At 73.8% G+C, this 16,062-nt stretch carries 17 protein-coding genes; 13 read left to right on the forward strand and 4 right to left on the reverse strand.

Features of this window, described 5'->3' with window-relative positions; all coding sequences use genetic code 11:
* Positions 1–14: 14 nt before the first annotated feature.
* The 4 genes from ABTX81_RS17655 to htpX all read right to left on the reverse strand — a co-directional run bounded on the left by ABTX81_RS17655 (position 15) and on the right by htpX (position 3,303).
* Positions 15–842 (reverse strand): DUF3097 domain-containing protein, encoded by an 828-nt coding sequence (locus ABTX81_RS17655; protein WP_350546204.1) that lies wholly within the window; start codon positions 840–842, stop codon positions 15–17.
* Positions 843–862: 20 nt separating this feature from the next.
* Entirely contained in the window at positions 863–1,633 is a 771-nt protein-coding gene (locus tag ABTX81_RS17660; protein ID WP_350546208.1) for a DUF2785 domain-containing protein, read from the reverse strand.
* 82 nt (positions 1,634–1,715) lie between these two features.
* Positions 1,716–2,303 (reverse strand): PspA-associated protein PspAB, encoded by a 588-nt coding sequence (gene pspAB / locus ABTX81_RS17665; protein WP_350546211.1) that lies wholly within the window; start codon positions 2,301–2,303, stop codon positions 1,716–1,718.
* A gap of 79 nt (positions 2,304–2,382) precedes the next feature.
* The gene (gene htpX, locus ABTX81_RS17670) at positions 2,383–3,303 is read right to left on the reverse strand and encodes a zinc metalloprotease HtpX (protein WP_350546214.1); all 921 of its coding nucleotides are present in this window, start codon (positions 3,301–3,303) and stop codon (positions 2,383–2,385) included.
* A gap of 275 nt (positions 3,304–3,578) precedes the next feature.
* Between htpX and hrcA the strand changes: the two genes are divergently transcribed.
* The 13 genes from hrcA (at position 3,579) to ABTX81_RS17735 (ending at position 16,047) form a co-directional block, all read left to right on the forward strand.
* Positions 3,579–4,613: a heat-inducible transcriptional repressor HrcA gene (gene hrcA, locus ABTX81_RS17675; RefSeq protein ID WP_350546217.1), complete on the forward strand. Its 1,035-nt coding sequence runs from the start codon at positions 3,579–3,581 to the stop codon at positions 4,611–4,613.
* A 73-nt stretch (positions 4,614–4,686) separates the two neighbouring features.
* Positions 4,687–5,832: a molecular chaperone DnaJ gene (dnaJ, locus tag ABTX81_RS17680; RefSeq protein ID WP_350546220.1), complete on the forward strand. Its 1,146-nt coding sequence runs from the start codon at positions 4,687–4,689 to the stop codon at positions 5,830–5,832.
* Between the two features lie 81 nt (positions 5,833–5,913).
* Positions 5,914–6,663: a 16S rRNA (uracil(1498)-N(3))-methyltransferase gene (locus tag ABTX81_RS17685; RefSeq protein ID WP_350546222.1), complete on the forward strand. Its 750-nt coding sequence runs from the start codon at positions 5,914–5,916 to the stop codon at positions 6,661–6,663.
* Positions 6,664–6,742: 79 nt separating this feature from the next.
* Positions 6,743–9,985: a S41 family peptidase gene (locus tag ABTX81_RS17690; protein ID WP_350546225.1), complete on the forward strand. Its 3,243-nt coding sequence runs from the start codon at positions 6,743–6,745 to the stop codon at positions 9,983–9,985.
* Positions 9,986–10,088: 103 nt separating this feature from the next.
* The gene (locus tag ABTX81_RS17695; protein ID WP_350546227.1) at positions 10,089–10,442 is read left to right on the forward strand and encodes a histidine triad nucleotide-binding protein; all 354 of its coding nucleotides are present in this window, start codon (positions 10,089–10,091) and stop codon (positions 10,440–10,442) included.
* Positions 10,443–10,447: 5 nt separating this feature from the next.
* On the forward strand, positions 10,448–11,368 hold the full coding sequence (locus tag ABTX81_RS17700; RefSeq protein WP_350546230.1) for a ribonuclease Z: 921 nt from the start codon (positions 10,448–10,450) through the stop codon (positions 11,366–11,368).
* 178 nt (positions 11,369–11,546) lie between these two features.
* The gene (locus tag ABTX81_RS17705) at positions 11,547–12,671 is read left to right on the forward strand and encodes a PhoH family protein (protein ID WP_502892796.1); all 1,125 of its coding nucleotides are present in this window, start codon (positions 11,547–11,549) and stop codon (positions 12,669–12,671) included.
* 14 nt (positions 12,672–12,685) lie between these two features.
* Entirely contained in the window at positions 12,686–13,180 is a 495-nt protein-coding gene (ybeY, locus tag ABTX81_RS17710) for an rRNA maturation RNase YbeY (protein ID WP_350546232.1), read from the forward strand.
* 19 nt (positions 13,181–13,199) lie between these two features.
* A complete protein-coding gene (locus ABTX81_RS17715; RefSeq protein WP_350546235.1) occupies positions 13,200–14,525 on the forward strand; it encodes a hemolysin family protein in 1,326 nt (441 codons plus the stop codon).
* Between the two features lie 33 nt (positions 14,526–14,558).
* Positions 14,559–14,795 (forward strand): hypothetical protein, encoded by a 237-nt coding sequence (locus ABTX81_RS17720; RefSeq protein WP_350546238.1) that lies wholly within the window; start codon positions 14,559–14,561, stop codon positions 14,793–14,795.
* 30 nt (positions 14,796–14,825) lie between these two features.
* Positions 14,826–15,365, forward strand: a complete 540-nt coding sequence (locus tag ABTX81_RS17725) for a DUF4383 domain-containing protein (protein ID WP_350546241.1) — start codon at positions 14,826–14,828, stop codon at positions 15,363–15,365.
* A 31-nt stretch (positions 15,366–15,396) separates the two neighbouring features.
* Positions 15,397–15,762, forward strand: coding sequence for a cytidine deaminase-like protein (locus ABTX81_RS17730; RefSeq protein WP_350546244.1), 366 nt, complete (start codon positions 15,397–15,399; stop codon positions 15,760–15,762).
* 126 nt (positions 15,763–15,888) lie between these two features.
* The gene (locus ABTX81_RS17735; protein ID WP_158960387.1) at positions 15,889–16,047 is read left to right on the forward strand and encodes a hypothetical protein; all 159 of its coding nucleotides are present in this window, start codon (positions 15,889–15,891) and stop codon (positions 16,045–16,047) included.
* Positions 16,048–16,062 lie beyond the last annotated feature (15 nt).

Below are 16,062 nucleotides of genomic sequence, written 5' to 3' on the forward strand. Positions count from 1 at the left end.
GATATACGACCGAGTCACTCGGGGAGGGTGACGAAGTCGATCAGTTCCTCGACGCGGCCCAGCAGCTCGGGCTCCAGGTCCTTGTAGGAGTTCACCTTCGACAGGATGCGCTTCCAGGCGGCGGGGGCGTCCTCGGGCCAGCCCAGGCGGCGGCAGGTGCCGAGCTTGAAGTCCTCGCCGCGGGGGACGGCGGGCCAGGCGGGGATGCCGACGGAGGAGGGCTTCACGGCCTGCCAGACGTCGATGTAGGGGTGGCCGACCACCAGCACGTGCGGGCCGGTGACCCGGGCGGCGATGCGGTGCTCCTTGGTGCCGGGGAGCAGGTGGTCGACCAGGACGCCGAGGCGGCGGTCCGGGCCGGGGGCGAAGTCGGCGACGATCGCGGGCAGGTCGTCGACGCCCTCCAGGTACTCGACGACCACGCCCTCGATCCGCAGGTCGTCGCCCCAGACCCGCTCCACCAGCTCGGCGTCGTGCCGGCCCTCGACGTAGATCCGCGACTCGCGGGCCACCCGGGCGCGGGCGCCGGGGACGGCGACCGAGCCGGAGGCGGTGCGCCCGGGGGCGCGGGCGGGGGCCGGGCCCGAGGGCCGGACCAGGGTGACCGTCCGGCCCTCCAGCAGGAAGCCGCGCGGGACCATCGGGAAGACCCGGTGCTTGCCGAACCGGTCCTCCAGGGTGACGGTGAGGCCCTCGGCGGTCTTCTCGCAGCGCACCACCGCCCCGCAGAAGCCGGTCGCCGCCTCCTCGACCACCAGGTCCCGCTCGGCGGGCACCTCCGGCGCGGGGGCCTGGTTCTTCCACGGCGGGGTCAGATCGGGTCCGTACTGGCGGCTGCGCATTCCACGGAGTCTACGAGGCGTCAGCCGAGGTAGTACGAGGTGTTGATCGCCAGGACCTCGGCGAGTCGCTCGCGCAGGGCGGCGGCATGGCGCAGCGCCAGCGGCTCGGCGCCCGGGGCCGGGCGCACACCGCGGTCGGTGAGCAGGTACACCACCCGCAGCGTGCGCAGGGTGTTGGAGACGGTCGCGGGGACGACGCCGGGCTCGCGCCGGCCGGTCGCGGCGATCGGGTCGAGCCAGGCCAGCGCCTGGCGCTCGGTCAGTTCCGGGCGCGTGAGGACCTGGCCGACCGCGCGGCCGAGGCGGTCGTCCTCCATCGCGTCCAGGACGTGGCCGGTGGGGGCGAGCAGCCGGGCCGAGGCCAGCTCCAGCAGCGGCGCAGGGTCGGCCACCAGCGGGCTGCGGCCGAGCGCGCCCAGCAGGTCGGCGCCGTGCGCGACGGCGTGCAGCCAGCCCAGTTCGGCGTCCCAGCCGCGCAGGTCGGTCTCGGTGACGTACCAGTGGGCGAAGGCGTCCAGCCAGGCGGGGCGGTGGGCGCCGGCGTCGACGAGTTCGGCGAGGACCAGCGGGGCGAAGGTGCGGGCCTGGATCTCGGGGTCGGACAGCCGCTCGGCCATCTCGTCGCCGAGGGCGAGGCGCCGCTCCGGGGTGAGCAGCGGCACCCAGCGGCACAGCTGCTCGTAGGCGTGGGTGTCGCGGGTCTCGGAGTCGCGGGAGCGCAGGGCGTCGCTCACGGCGGCGAGCAGGTCGGGGGTGGGTTCGGCGGTCTCGATCTCGGTCCAGTTGATCACGGCCGGACCCTAGGCGGCCCGGGCCGCCGCGGCCACCGGTTTTCACCGTCCCGGCGCGTCCTCACCGCCCGGCGGCGAGGCCTCACAGCCCCGGCGCGCCCCAGACCGGGAACCAGCGGGTGAGGTCCTTCTCCAGCCGCAGGTCGTTGCCGAGCATCGCGTTGACCTCCAGCTCCAGCGGGCTGTCGCGCTTCTCCCCGCCGCCGGGCAGCGGGGCGAACGGGTAGAAGGTGCCGCGCTTGTACAGGTAGACCAGGGCCAGCGGCCGGCGTCCCCCGGCGTCGCGGAAGCCGACCAGTGAGCAGAGCAGCTGCGGCCCGAAGCCGTGCGCCTCCAGTTCGCTGTTGACCGCGTGCAGGTCGTTGACGAGGTCGGGAAGCTCCTCGGGGGTGTGCCGGGCGAGCAGCCAGGAGTAGCCGTAGGAGTCCTTGGACGCCTCGACGGGGACGCCGCCGCGCCCGGTGTCGGCGTCGAGCAGCGCCCGGACCTGCCGCTCGACCTCGTCGAAGGCCCCGCCCTCGACCGAGGCGAAGCAGACCGAGCCGAGCCCGGTGGGCCGGAAGCCCGCCCCGGCCTCCAGGGTCAGCGCGGCGGACGGGACGCCGAACAGCTGGTCGAGGTCGGGCCTGACGGGCTTGGTGCGGCCGAACAGCGCGTCCAGGATTCCCACGGCGGTCCTTCCGGTAGCGGCGGGCGGGGTGGGGGCAGGGGCAGGGGCAGGGGCAGGGGCAGGGGCAGGCGCGGGGGCGTCAGCGGCCGAGCCGGGCGGAGATCTTCGCGAGCTGCGCCAGCCGCTGCTCCAGGCTCGGGTGGGTGGAGAACAGCTGGGTGGCGGCCTCGCGGGCGCTCAGCGCGGGGGCGAAGTAGAAGGCGTTGTAGGCCTGCGCCCGGCGCAGGTCCTTGGTCGGGATGGCGGCGATCTGGCCGGTCACCTTGGTGAGCGCGGAGGCCAGCGCGCTGGGCCGGCCGGTGAGCTGGGCGGCGGCCCGGTCGGCGGCCAGCTCCCGGTAGCGGGAGAGCAGCCGGGTCAGCAGGAAGCTGATCGCGTACACCGCGATCGACACCAGCGGGATGATCAGCGCGATGATCGCGGCGTTGGAGTCGTTGCTGTTGCGCCCGCCGCCCATGAAGCCGCCGTACATGGCGATCCGGGTCATCGCGCCGGCCAGGACGCCGAGGAAGCCGGCCACCGTCATCACGGCGACGTCCCGGTGGGCGACGTGCGACAGCTCGTGCGCGAGCACGCCCTCCAGTTCCTCGGGTTCCAGCCGGCGCAGCAGTCCGGTGGTGACGCAGACCACCGCGTTCTGCGGGTTGCGGCCGGTGGCGAAGGCGTTCGGCATGTCGTTGTCGGCGACGGCGACCCGGGGTTTGGGCATGTCGGCGAGCGCGCAGAGCCGGTCGACGGTGCCGTGCAGCTGGGGGAACTGCTCCGGGGTGACCCGGTGGGCGCCCATGGCGCGTTCGGTGATCTTGTCGCTGAACCAGAACTGGGCGACGAACAGGCCGCCGGAGATCAGGACGATGATCGGCCAGGCACCGCGCAGCAGGGCGATCAGCAGCCCGGTGAAGCCGACGTACAGCAGTCCGATCAGGAACATCGTCCCCACCATCCGGCCGGTCAGGCCGCGGTCGGGGGCGAAACGGGTGTGCTGGCCCGAGGTCGACATCGCTGTTCCTCCGTTCGCCGTCCGCTTCCGATGCTGCCACCCGGGCGGGCCCGCGGCATCACCCGCGCGCCGCGAACTGCGGGCAGGATCACCCCGGCCGGGCCGTTCCTGCCGTCGGACCCGGGCCTTACACTGGCAGGTACGGTTCTGGCACTCGGATGGTCGGAGTGCCAAGGCCGGGGCCCTGCGGGGCCGGCCCGGACAGCTCGAATGCGGACACATGCCACAACGGCGTGTCACAACGGACAACGCGTGAAGACGGAGGTGCGTGCCCCATGGCCGGTGAGGTCCGCCAGCTCGACGACCGCAAGCTCGCGGTGCTTCGCGCGATCGTCCAGGACTACGTGGGGACGGAGGAGCCGGTCGGCTCCAAGGCCCTGGTGGACCGCCACAACCTCGGGGTCTCCCCGGCCACCGTCCGCAACGACATGGCCGCGCTGGAGGAGGAGGGCTACATCCACCAGCCGCACACCAGCGCCGGGCGCATCCCCACCGACAAGGGCTACCGGCTGTTCGTCGACAAGCTGGCCGAGGTCAAGCCGATGAGCGCGCCCGAGCGGCGGGCGATCCGGCACTTCCTGGACGGCGCGGTGGACCTCGACGACGTGGTCGCCCGCACCGTGCGGCTGCTGGCCCAGCTGACCCGCCAGGTCGCGGTGGTGCAGTACCCCTCGCTGAGCCGCTCCACGGTGCGGCACATCGAGCTGGTCGCGCTGGCCCCGGCGAAGGTGATGCTGGTGCTGATCACCAACACCGGCCGGGTCGAGCAGCGGCTGGTGGACTGCCCGGGCACCGTCGGCGAGACCCTGCTGTCGGACCTGCGGGCCCGGGTCAACGCGCGGGCCGCCGGCCAGCGCCTCCCGGACGTCCCCGGGCTGCTGGAGGAACTGCCCGCGCTGTTCGAGGCGGCCGACCGGCCGACCGTGTCGACGGTGCTGGCGACGCTCTTCGAGACGCTCGCCGAGCAGAGCGAGGAGCGGATCATGCTGGCCGGCACGGCCAACCTGACCCGTTTCGGCCACGACTTCCCGCTGACCATCCAGCCGGTGCTGGAGGCACTGGAGGAGCAGGTCGTCCTGCTCCGTCTCCTGGGTGAGACCGCGGACGCCGGGATGACGGTCCGGATCGGCCGCGAGAACGCCTACGAGGGGCTGAATTCCACGTCGGTCGTCTCGGTCGGTTACGGTTCGGGCGACGAGAGCGTGGCCAAACTGGGTGTGATCGGTCCGACCCGGATGGACTATCCGGGCACAATGGGGGCGGTGCGAGCGGTGGCACGGTACGTGGGCCAGATCCTGGCCGAGTCGTAGGGACGGGCACCGTCGGACCTGACGGTGCCCGAAGTCGCAAGCACTCTTACAGGCGGAACAAGCGGAGCATTTGGTGGCCACGGACTACTACGCGGTACTCGGCGTCCGACGGGATGCGGGGCAGGACGAGATCAAGAAGGCGTTCCGGCGCCTGGCGCGCGAACTGCACCCGGACGTCAACCCGGACCCGAAGACGCAGGAGCGGTTCAAGGAGATCAACGCCGCCTACGAGGTGCTCTCCGACCCGCAGAAGCGCCAGGTCTACGACCTCGGCGGCGACCCGCTCTCGCCGAACGGCGGGGGCGGCGGGGCGGGCGGCTTCGGCGCGGGCGCGGCCGGCTTCGGCTTCTCCGACATCATGGACGCCTTCTTCGGCGCCGCCTCCGGCCAGCGCGGTCCGCGCTCGCGGACCCGGCGCGGCCAGGACGCCATGATCCGGCTGGAGATCACCCTGGAGGAGGCCGCGTTCGGCACCACCAAGGAGCTCCAGGTCGACACCGCCGTCACCTGCACCACCTGCAGCGGCGAGGGCGCCGCGCCCGGCACCTCCGCGCAGACCTGTGACATGTGCCGCGGCAAGGGCGAGGTCTCCCAGGTCACCCGGTCCTTCCTGGGCCAGGTCATGACCTCCCGCCCCTGCCCGCAGTGCCAGGGCTTCGGCACCGTCGTGCCGACCCCGTGCCCGGAGTGCGCCGGCGACGGCCGGGTCCGCGCCCGCCGCACCCTGACCGTCAAGATCCCCGCCGGTGTCGACAACGGCACCCGGATCCAGCTGGCCGGCGAGGGCGAGGTCGGCCCCGGCGGCGGCCCGGCCGGCGACCTGTACGTCGAGATCGCCGAGACCACCCACGCGGTGTTCCAGCGGCGCGGCGACGACCTGCACTGCACCGTCACCATCCCGATGACGGCGGCCGCGCTCGGCACCCAGGTGCCGCTGCAGACGCTGGACGGGGTGGAGGAGGTCGACATCCGGCCCGGTACCCAGTCCGGCCAGTCCATCCCGCTGCACGGCCGGGGCATCACCCACCTGCGCGGCGGCGGCCGGGGCGACCTGATAGTGCATGTCGAGGTGCAGACGCCCACCAAGCTCGACGCGGAGCAGGAGGACCTGCTGCGCCGCCTGGCGGTGCTGCGCGGCGAGGAGCGGCCGTCCGGCCAGTTCGCGCCCGGGCAGCAGGGGCTGTTCTCCCGGCTGAAGGACGCCTTCAACGGCCGGTAGCCGTCCCGTGCGGGGGTGCCGAGGCTTCCTCGGCACCCCTTTCGCGTTCCCGTTCCCCTTCCCACCCCGGAGGTTCCCCGTATGACCGCGCCCGTGTTCGTCGCCGACACCGAGCGGCTCGCCGCCGCCGCGCCCGGTGCGACGGTGCTGCTGGACGGGCCGGACGGCCGGCACGCGGCCGCCGTGAAGCGGCTGGAGCCGGGCGAGGCGGTCACCCTGACGGACGGGCTCGGCCAGGGTGTGGACGGCACCGTCGCGCGGGTGCTCGGCAAGGACGCGATCGAGGTGACGGTCGCGGCGGTGCGTCACGAGCCGCAGCCGCAGCCGCGGATCGTCGTGGTCCAGGCGCTGCCCAAGGGCGACCGGGGCGAGCTGGCCGTGGAGACCATGACCGAGGTCGGCGTGGACGTGGTGATCCCCTGGGCGGCCTCGCGCTGCATCACCCAGTGGAAGGGCGAGCGCGGCGGCAAGGCGCTCGCCAAGTGGCGGGCCACCGCCCGCGAGGCCGGCAAGCAGTCCCGCCGGCTGCGCTTCCCGGTGGTCCGCGACGTGATGACCACCCGGCAACTGGCCCCGGTGCTGATCGGCGCCGCGTTCGCGGCCGTGCTGCACGAGGAGGGCGCCGAGCCGCTGGCCGGCGCCGCGCTGCCGCAGACCGGGGACATCGTGCTGGTGGTCGGCCCGGAGGGCGGGGTCTCCCCGGAGGAGCTGGCCGCCTTCGCCGCGGACGGCGCCAAGCCGTACCGGCTCGGACCGTCGGTGCTGCGCACCTCCACCGCGGGTGTGGCGGCCGGCGCGCTGCTGCTGGGCCGCACCGGCCGCTGGTCCTGAGCGGACGGCGTCCCCCGCAGGGGTCCGTGGTCGGGAAAGTCCCGGCGCGCGGAGCGGCCCCGTGCCTAGGGTGGCGGGTGTGAGCGAACCCGAGAACACTCCCGTGGGCGCCTATCTGCGCCACCCGCACCTGCACGGCGACCTGATCACCTTCGTGGCCGAGAACGACGTGTGGCTCGCCCCGCTGGACGGCGGCCGGGCCTGGCGGCTGACGGCCGATCACGTCCCGGTCCGCCGCCCCCGGTTCTCCCCGGACGGCCGGTACGTCGCGTTCACCTCGGCCCGGGACGGCGCCCCCGAGGTGCACCTCGCGCCGGTGGACGGCGGCCCCTCGCGCCGGCTCACCCACTGGGGCGACGCGCAGACCCAGCTGCGCGGCTGGACCGCGGACGGCCGGCCGATCGCCACCACCGCCGCCGGGCAGGCCTCGCTGCGCCGCACCTGGGCGCACGCGGTGCCGCTGGACGGCGGCGAGCCGGTGCGGCTGCCGTACGGGCCGGTCGGCGGGCTGGCCTTCGAGCCGGGCGGCGAGCGGGCGCTGCTGGTCTCGGCGTTCGGCATGGAGCCGGCCTACTGGAAGCGGTACCGGGGCGGGCGGGCCGGCAGGCTGTGGATCGGCGCTGAGCGCTTCGAGCGCGTCCACGAGGAGCTGGCCGGCAACATCGAGTCGCCGCTGTGGGTCGGCGAGCGCATCGCCTTCCTCTCCGACCACGAGGGCGTCGGCGCGCTGTACTCCAGCCTCCCGGACGGCTCCGACCTGCGCCGCCACGGCACCTCGCCGGAGGGCTTCTACGCCCGCGACGCCGCCACCGACGGCACCCGGGTGGTCTGGCACAGCGCCGGCCGGGTGTGGCTGCTGGACGACCTGGCGGGCGCCGAGCCGCGCCGCCTGGACGTCGGACCGGCCGGCCCGCGCGCCGGCCGCCGCCCCCGCCCGGTCTCCGCCGCGTACTGGCTGGAGGGCGCCGCCCCGGACCGCACCGGCCGGGCCGGCGCGGTGGTGGTGCGCGGCACCGTGCACTGGCTGACCCACCGGGAGGGCCCGGCCCGGGTGCTGGACGAGACGCCGGGCGTGCGCGCCCGGCTGGCCCGGGTGGTGCCGGGCGCGGCGGGCGAGGACGCCGCGCAGGGCGTGGTCTGGGTGACCGACGCCGAGGGCGAGGACGCGATCGAGTACGCGCCCGCCGTGCTCGGCACCGAGCGCCGCCGGCTGGCCGCCGGGCTGCTGGGGCGGGTCCGCGCCCTGCTGGTCTCGCCGGACGGCAAGCAGCTGGCCGTCGGCGCGCACGACGGCCGGGTGCTGCTGGTCTCGCTGGCCGACGGGGCCGTGCACGAGCTGGCGCGCAGCGCCGACGGCGAGGTCAGCGGGCTGGCGTTCAGCCCGGACTCGGCGTGGCTGGCCTGGTCGCAGCCGTCCCTCGGGCCGTGGTCGCTGCGCCAGATCGTGCTGGCCAACCTGGCCACCCGGACGGTCTCCGAGGCGACCCCGCAGCGCTTCATCGACACCTCGCCGGCGTTCACCGCGGACGGCCGGCACCTGGCGTTCCTCTCGGTGCGCAACTTCGACCCGGTGTACGACTCGCACGTCTTCGACCTGTCGTTCCCCAACGGCTGCCGCCCGTACCTGATCACGCTGGCCGCCGACACGCCGTCCCCGTTCGGGCCGAGCCGGGCCGGGCGGTCGGCCGGCGGCGAGGACGACGAGCCCAAGGGCAAGCGGGCGGACGGCGAGGACGGCGGATCCGACGCGCCGCCGGTGACCCGGGTCGACCTGAACGGCATCGCCGACCGGATCGTGCCGTTCCCGGTGGAGGGCGGCCGGTTCGGCGCCCTGCGGGCCGCCAAGGACGGGGTGCTGTGGACGCGCGTCCCGCTGGTCGGCGAGCTGGGCGACGACGCGGCCTCGCTGGAGGACGAGCGCCCGCGCCCCACCCTGGAGCGCTTCGACTTCCGCAAGCGCCGGGCCGAGCAGCTGGTGGACGGCCTGGACGCGTTCGCGGTGAGCGGCGACGGCACCCGGCTGGCCGTGCTGGACGAGGGCGAGCTGCGGATCCTGCCCGCCGACCACAAGGCGTCCGGCGAGGACGAGGAGATCGACGTCGACCTGGCCCGGCTGCGGGTGACCGTCGACCCGGCGGCCGAGTGGCGGCAGATGTACGACGAGAACGGCCGCCTGATGCGGGACAACTTCTGGCACCCCGACCTCGCCGGGGTGGACTGGGCCGGGGTGCTGGCCCGCTACCGCCCGCTGGTGGAGCGGCTCGGCTCGCACGACGACCTGGTGGACCTGCTCTGGGAGGTGCACGGCGAGCTGGGCACCTCGCACGCGTACGTGGTGCCGCCCGGCGCGCACACCGAGGCGGCCCGCCGGCAGGGCCTGCTCGGCGCGGACCTGGTCCGGGACGGCGAGGTGTGGCGGATCGCCCGGATCCTGCCCGGCGAGTCCTCGGACCCGAGGGCGCACTCGCCGCTGGCCGCGCCGGGTGCGGCGATCCGCCCGGGGGACGCCGTCCTCGCGGTCAACGGCCGCCCGGTGGACCCGGTGACCGGCCCGGCGCCGCTGCTGGCGGGCACCGCCGGGCAGCCGGTGGAGCTGACCGTGGCCGGCAAGGACGGCACCGACCAGCGCCACCCGGTGGTCGTCCCGCTCGCCGACGACGAGGCGCTGCGCTACCACGACTGGGTGGCCGGGCGGCGGGCCGCGGTGCGGGAGCTGTCCGGGGGCCGGCTCGGCTATCTGCACATCCCCGACATGCAGACCACCGGCTGGGCGCAGATCCACCGTGACCTGCGCTCGGAGATGGCCCGGGAGGGCGTGATCGTCGACATCCGGGGCAACCGGGGCGGGCACACCTCGCAGCTGGTGATCGAGAAGCTGTCGCGGCGGATCATCGGCTGGGGCGTCGCCCGGGACGTCGCCAACCCGACGCCGTACCCGGAGGACGCGCCGCGCGGGCCGGTCGTCGCGCTGGCCGACGAGTACTCCGGCTCGGACGGCGACATCGTCAACGCGGCGATCCAGGCGCTCGGCATCGGCCCGGTGGTCGGCACCCGCACCTGGGGCGGGGTGATCGGCATCGACAGCCGGTACTCCCTGGTGGACGGCACCCTGGTGACCCAGCCGAAGTACGCGTACTGGTCGGAGCGGGTCGGCTGGGGCCTGGAGAACCACGGCGTGGACCCGGACGTCGAGGTGCCGTTCCCGCCGCACGCGTGGGCGGCGGGGGAGGACCCGCAGCTCGCCGAGGGCGTCCGGCTGGCGCTGGCGGCGCTCGCCGAGCGGCCGGCGAAGACGCCGCCGGTGGTGCCGGGGCACCGGTAGGCCGGGTGCGCGGTGGGGGTCCGGCCGGTCCGGCCCCCCACCGCGCGGCGGCTCGGCTAGCATGCCGCCGTACGCACCGACCCGACCCCGCGAGGAGACCCCGATGGCCGGCGAGCCGCAGTCCGACTGCCTGTTCTGCAAGATCGTGGCGGGCGAGATCCCGGCCACCGTGGTGCGCAAGACCGAGCGGATCCTCGCCTTCCGCGACATCGCGCCCAAGGCGCCGGTGCACGTCCTGGTGATCCCGCACGCCCACTACCCGAACGCCGCCGCGCTGGCCGCCGAGGAGCCGGAGATCGCCGGCGAGCTGCTCGCCGAGGCCGGCCGGGTCGCCGCCGACGAGGGCGTCGAGGACTACCGGCTGATCTTCAACACCGGCGCCGGCGCCGGGCAGACGGTCTTCCACGCCCACGTCCACCTGCTCGCCGGCAAGCCGATGACCGAGAGCATGGTCTGACGGGGGTGTCGCAGCGCGAACTCGTCGTCCTCGGCACCGCCAGCCAGGTGCCGACCCGGCACCGCAACCACAACGGCTACCTGCTGCGCTGGGACGGCGAGGGCCTGCTCTTCGACCCCGGCGAGGGCACCCAGCGCCAGATGCTGCGCGCCGGGGTCTCCGCCACCCAGCTCACCCGGATCGCCGTCACGCACTTCCACGGCGACCACAGCCTGGGCCTGGCCGGGGTGATCCAGCGGATCAACCTCGACCGGGTGCCGCACCCGGTGGACATCTACTTCCCGGCCTCCGGCGAGGTGTACTTCGAGCGGCTGCGCCACGCCACCGCCTTCCACGAGACGGCCGTGCTGCGCCCCCGTCCGATCGAGGAGCCCGGCCCGCTGGAGGCGCCCGGAGCCCGCTTCGCGCTGGACGCCGTACGGCTCTCGCACCCGGTGGAGTCCTTCGGCTACCGGCTGCGCGAGCCGGACGGCCGCCGGCTGGTGCCCGAACGGCTGGCCGCCCTGGGCATCGGCGGTCCGGACGTCGGCCGGCTCCAGCAGAGCGGCGCGATCGAGGCGGACGGCCGGCGGGTCACCCTGGACGAGGTCAGCGAGCCGCGGCCCGGCCAGCGGTTCGCCTTCGTCATGGACACCCGGCTCTGCGAGGGCGTGCACGAGCTCGCCGAGCAGGCCGACCTGCTGGTCGTCGAGGCCACCTTCACCGACGCCGACGCCAGGCTCGCCGAGGACCACGGCCACCTCACCGCCGGCCAGGCCGGCAAGGTCGCCGCCGAGGCGGGCGCCCGCACCCTGGTGCTGACCCACTTCTCCCAGCGCTACCCGGACCTCGGCCAGCACCTCGCCGACGCCCGCAAGCACTTCGACGGCCCGATCGTGCTTGCCGAGGACCTCGCCCGGGTACCAGTACCGCCCCGGCAGCGGTGACCAGCGGCGGACGGTGCGGAAAACCGCTCGCGCCACTCGGGCGGTCTGCCGCAGCATCGTCGGGTGCGGCCCCGCCGCCCGCCGCGTCGATCACGTGCGCGGCGTACCCTGGTGCCCCGGAGAGACCCAGCGGCACCACGAGACACGGATGGGATGAGGCAGGCCCCAGCGCCGACCTATGAGTGACACATCGCAGACCCGTACCAACGGACAGCCGCGCCCCGAGCCGGCCGACGACGGCCGCGTCAGCGCCCGGATCGTCATCCCCGAGAAGCATCCGATGGTCACCCTGCTCGGTGCCGCCGACTCGCTGCTGCGGGTGATCGAGGAGGGCTTCCCCGCCGCCGACATCCACGTCCGCGGCAACGAGGTGACCGCGACCGGCGCCCGCGCCGAGGTGGCCCTCGTCAAGCAGTTGTTCAGCGAGATGATGCTGGTGCTGCGCACCGGCCAACCCCTGACGGAGGACGCCGTGGAGCGCTCCATCGCCATGCTCCGCGGTGCCGCGGAGGACCCCGACAGCCCGGCGCCGTCGCAGGTGTTCACCGCGAACATCCTGTCCAACCGGGGGCGGACCATCCGTCCCAAGACCCTCAACCAGCAGCGCTACGTCGACGCGATCGACAAGCACACGATCGTCTTCGGCCTCGGCCCGGCCGGCACCGGCAAGACCTACCTGGCGATGGCCAAGGCCGTCCAGGCCCTGCAGGCCAAGGAGGTCAACCGGATCATCCTGACCCGCCCGGCCGTGGAGGCGGGGGAGCGGCTGGGCTTCCTGCCCGGCACCCTCTACGAGAAGATCGACCCGTACCTGCGCCCGCTGTACGACGCGCTGCACGACATGATGGACCCGGACTCCATCCCGCGCCTGATGGCCGCCGGGACCATCGAGGTCGCGCCGCTCGCCTACATGCGCGGCCGCACCCTCAACGACGCCTTCATCATCCTCGACGAGGCCCAGAACACCTCGCCCGAGCAGATGAAGATGTTCCTCACCCGCCTCGGGTTCAACTCCCGGGTGGTCGTCACCGGCGACACCAGCCAGATCGACCTTCCCGGCGGCACCCGCAGCGGCCTCAAGGTCGTCCAGGAGATCCTGGCCGACGTGCCCGACATCCACTTCTCCGTCCTCACCAGCACCGACGTGGTCCGCCACAAGCTGGTCGGCCGGATCGTGGACGCGTACGAGCGCTGGGACGCCCGCCAGGAGTCCCAGGAGACCGAGGAGCGCCGCCTCCCGGTCAAGCCCGCCCAGCGGCGCGGCTCGCGCGCACCCCGACAGTCCCATCGCACCGAAAGCTGAGTAACCAGCCCGTCATGTCGATCGACATCGCCAACGAGTCCGGTTGGGACGTCGACGAGGAGTCCGTCCTCGCCGTCGCCCGCTACGCCCTGGACAAGATGCGGATCCACCCGCAGTCCGAACTGTCCGTGATCCTCGTGGACGGGGCGGCGATGGAGGAGCTGCACATCCAGTGGATGGACCTCCCGGGTCCGACGGACGTGATGTCCTTCCCGATGGACGAGCTGCGCCCCGGCAAGGAGGGCGAGGAGCTGCCGCAGGGCCTGCTCGGCGACATCGTGCTCTGCCCCGAGGTCGCCGAGCAGCAGGGCAAGGCGGCCCCGTCCAAGCACTCGATGGACGAGGAGCTTCAGCTGCTCACCGTGCACGGCGTGCTGCACGTGCTCGGCTACGACCACGAGGAGCCGGACGAGGAGGCCGAGATGTTCGGCCTCCAGAAGGCGATCCTGGACGGCTGGCGGGCCGAGCGGGGCCTCGGCGGCATCTCGCCCGCCCCCACCACCCACTGAGCGCGGAGCCCGAACCCCTGTGAGTGGTGAGAGTACGAGTTTCATCCTCGGTGCCGTGCTGCTCGTCGTGCTCGGCTGGCTGGCCGCGTGCGCCGAGGCGGGCATCTCCCGGGTCTCCCGGTTCCGGGCGGAGGAGGCCGTGCGCTCCGGGCGCAAGGGCTCGGCCCGGCTGCTGGCGCTGGCCACCGACCCGATCCGCTACCTCAACCTGGCCACCCTGATCCGGGTGGCCAGCGAGATGGCGGCGGCGGTCCTGGTCACCGTGGTCTGCGTGCGCACCATCGACACGACCTGGCAGGCCGTGCTGCTGGCGTTCGGCGTGATGGTGCTGGTGTCCTTCGTGGCGGTGGGCGTCTCGCCGCGCACGATCGGCCGCCAGCACCCGCTCACCACCGCCACCGCGGCCTCCTTCGTGCTGCTGCCGCTGGCCCGGATCCTCGGCCCGATCCCGCGGCTGCTGATCCTGCTCGGCAACGCCCTGACCCCCGGCAAGGGCTACAAGGAGGGCCCGTTCGCCTCCGAGGCGGAGCTGCGGGCCCTGGTCGACCTGGCGGAGAAGAACGACGTCATCGAGGACGAGGAGCGCCGGATGGTGCACTCGGTCTTCGAGCTCGGCGACACCATCGTCCGCGAGGTGATGGTGCCCCGCACCGACCTGGTGATGATCGAGCGGCACAAGACCGTGCGGCAGGCGCTGACCCTGGCGCTGCGCTCGGGCTTCTCGCGGATCCCGGTGGTCGGCGACAACGAGGACGACGTGGTCGGCATCGTCTACCTCAAGGACCTGGTGCGCCGCACCCACATCAACCGGGACTCGGAGTCCGACGAGGTCGGCGCCGTCCTGCGCCCGGCCGTGTTCGTCCCGGACTCCAAGCCGGCCGCCGACCTGCTGCGCGAGATGCAGCAGATGCGCTCGCACGTGGCGATCGTGATCGACGAGTACGGCGGCACGGCCGGCCTGGTCACCATCGAGGACATCCTGGAGGAGATCGTCGGCGAGATCACCGACGAGTACGACCGGGAGATCCCCCCGGTCGAGGACCTCGGCGACGGCTCGTACCGGATCACCGCGCGGCTGCTGGTGGAGGACCTCGGCGAGCTGTTCGGGATCGAGCTGGAGGACGAGGACGTCGAGACCGTCGGCGGCCTGCTGGCCAAGCACCTGGGCCGGGTGCCGATCCCCGGCTCGTCCTGCGCGATCCCGCTGCCCGAGGAGGTCCCCGGCGGCCTGACCGCGATCCGCCTGACCGCCGAGAGCTCCGCCGGCCGCCGCAACCGCATCGGCTCCGTCGTCGCCGCCCCCGTGCGGGCCGAGGCGGAGGTGGCCGGGGCGGGCGGCGAGTAGCGTTCGGGTGCGTGCGGGGCGACGATGGGAGGCATGACTCACCAACTTCGCGCGGAGTACGGCCCGCAGGGGACGGCGGGCGGGGTGAAGGTCTGGCACGTCGTGCGGGAGAGGGAACCGGCGCTCGCGCTGTGCGGCCGGGCCATTCCCGCCGAGGCCGAGACCCGGCCGGAGCAGGAGTGGGGGACCGGCCTTCGGGGTTGCCAGCAGTGCGGCTCGCTGTACATGCACGAGGTGCCGCACATGCAGGGGAGCCACCCCTACAGCTAGCCAGGCGTTACGGCCACCTCGGAGGTCGCCATGAAGCTGCAAGACGAACTGCCCGTCGACCACAAACTGGTGCTGGTCTGGCGGATCGGGGCGGGGCTCGGCGGGGTCTTCCTGATCGTGTTCGGCTGCCTGGGGCTGGCCGACCACCCGGGCTTCCTGTCCACCCAGGGCAACGAGATCGCCGGGATGTCCACCAACGGCGCACTGAGCATCCTGTCCATCGTGGTGGGCGGGATCCTGGTGGTCGGCGCGTTCATCGGCGGCAACTTCGCCGCCAACCTGAACATGGCGGCCGGTGCGCTGTTCATCCTGTCCGGGTTCTACGGGCTGACGGTGCTCGAACGGCCGGACGCCAACATCCTGAACTTCGGCATCCACAACGTGATCTTCGCGTTCGCCTTCGGCGTGGTGATCGCCGCGTTCGGGATGTACGGGCGGGTCAGCAGCCACCTGCCGCACGACAACCCGTACTGGCGCAAGCGGGCGGAGGACGAGCAGCCGCTGCCGACCGGTCCCAAGACCTTCGTGAAGGTGATGCGGCCCGGGCCGCCCAACCCGATCGGGCACTGAGGATCCCGCCGGGCCTCCTCGGCCGGGGCCTATGCTCCTGGGCATGAGTGACATCGTCGAGCTGGACCCCGAAGACAAGAAGATCATCACCCTGGCCCGCTCCGCCCGCGCCCGCAACGGCGTGGCGGAGGGGGCCGCGGTGCGTGACGAGACCGGCCGCACCTATGTGGCCGGGACGGTCGCGCTGGAGTCGCTGCGGCTGAGCGCGGTGCAGACGGCGGTGGCGATGGCGGTGGCCAGCGGCGCGAAGTCGCTGGAGGCGGCGGCCGTGGTGACCGAGGCGGAGCAGCCCTCGGAGGCCGATCTGGCGGCGGTGCGGGACCTCGGCGGCGCGGGCACCCCGCTGCTGCTGGCCGGGCCGGACGGGGCGCTGCGCGCCTCGGTCGGGGCCCGCTGAGCGGTGGCGGTGCCACCGGTGCCCGGGGTGCGCGCCCCGGGCACCGGCGCGTTCCAGGGCCCCTGAAATTGCCGGATAATCTCACCGGGGACGGGCGGGGAAACGGCGCGGTGAGGGGGCTGGGCGATGGGACCGTTCGCGTTCTTCGCGGGGCTGCTGCTGGGGGTGATGGGCATGGGCAAGTGGCAGGAGACCGGCTCGCCGTTCTGGCTCTGGGGCTCGGTCGCCTTCCTGCTGCTCGTCCTCGGCTGGGGCCTGGGCGCGGTGTTCGGAGGCAAGAAGTGAGGGCCCGGACGGGCG

This window comes from Kitasatospora sp. NPDC097605 (assembly GCF_040302725.1).
In the GTDB taxonomy this organism is placed as follows: domain Bacteria; phylum Actinomycetota; class Actinomycetes; order Streptomycetales; family Streptomycetaceae; genus Kitasatospora.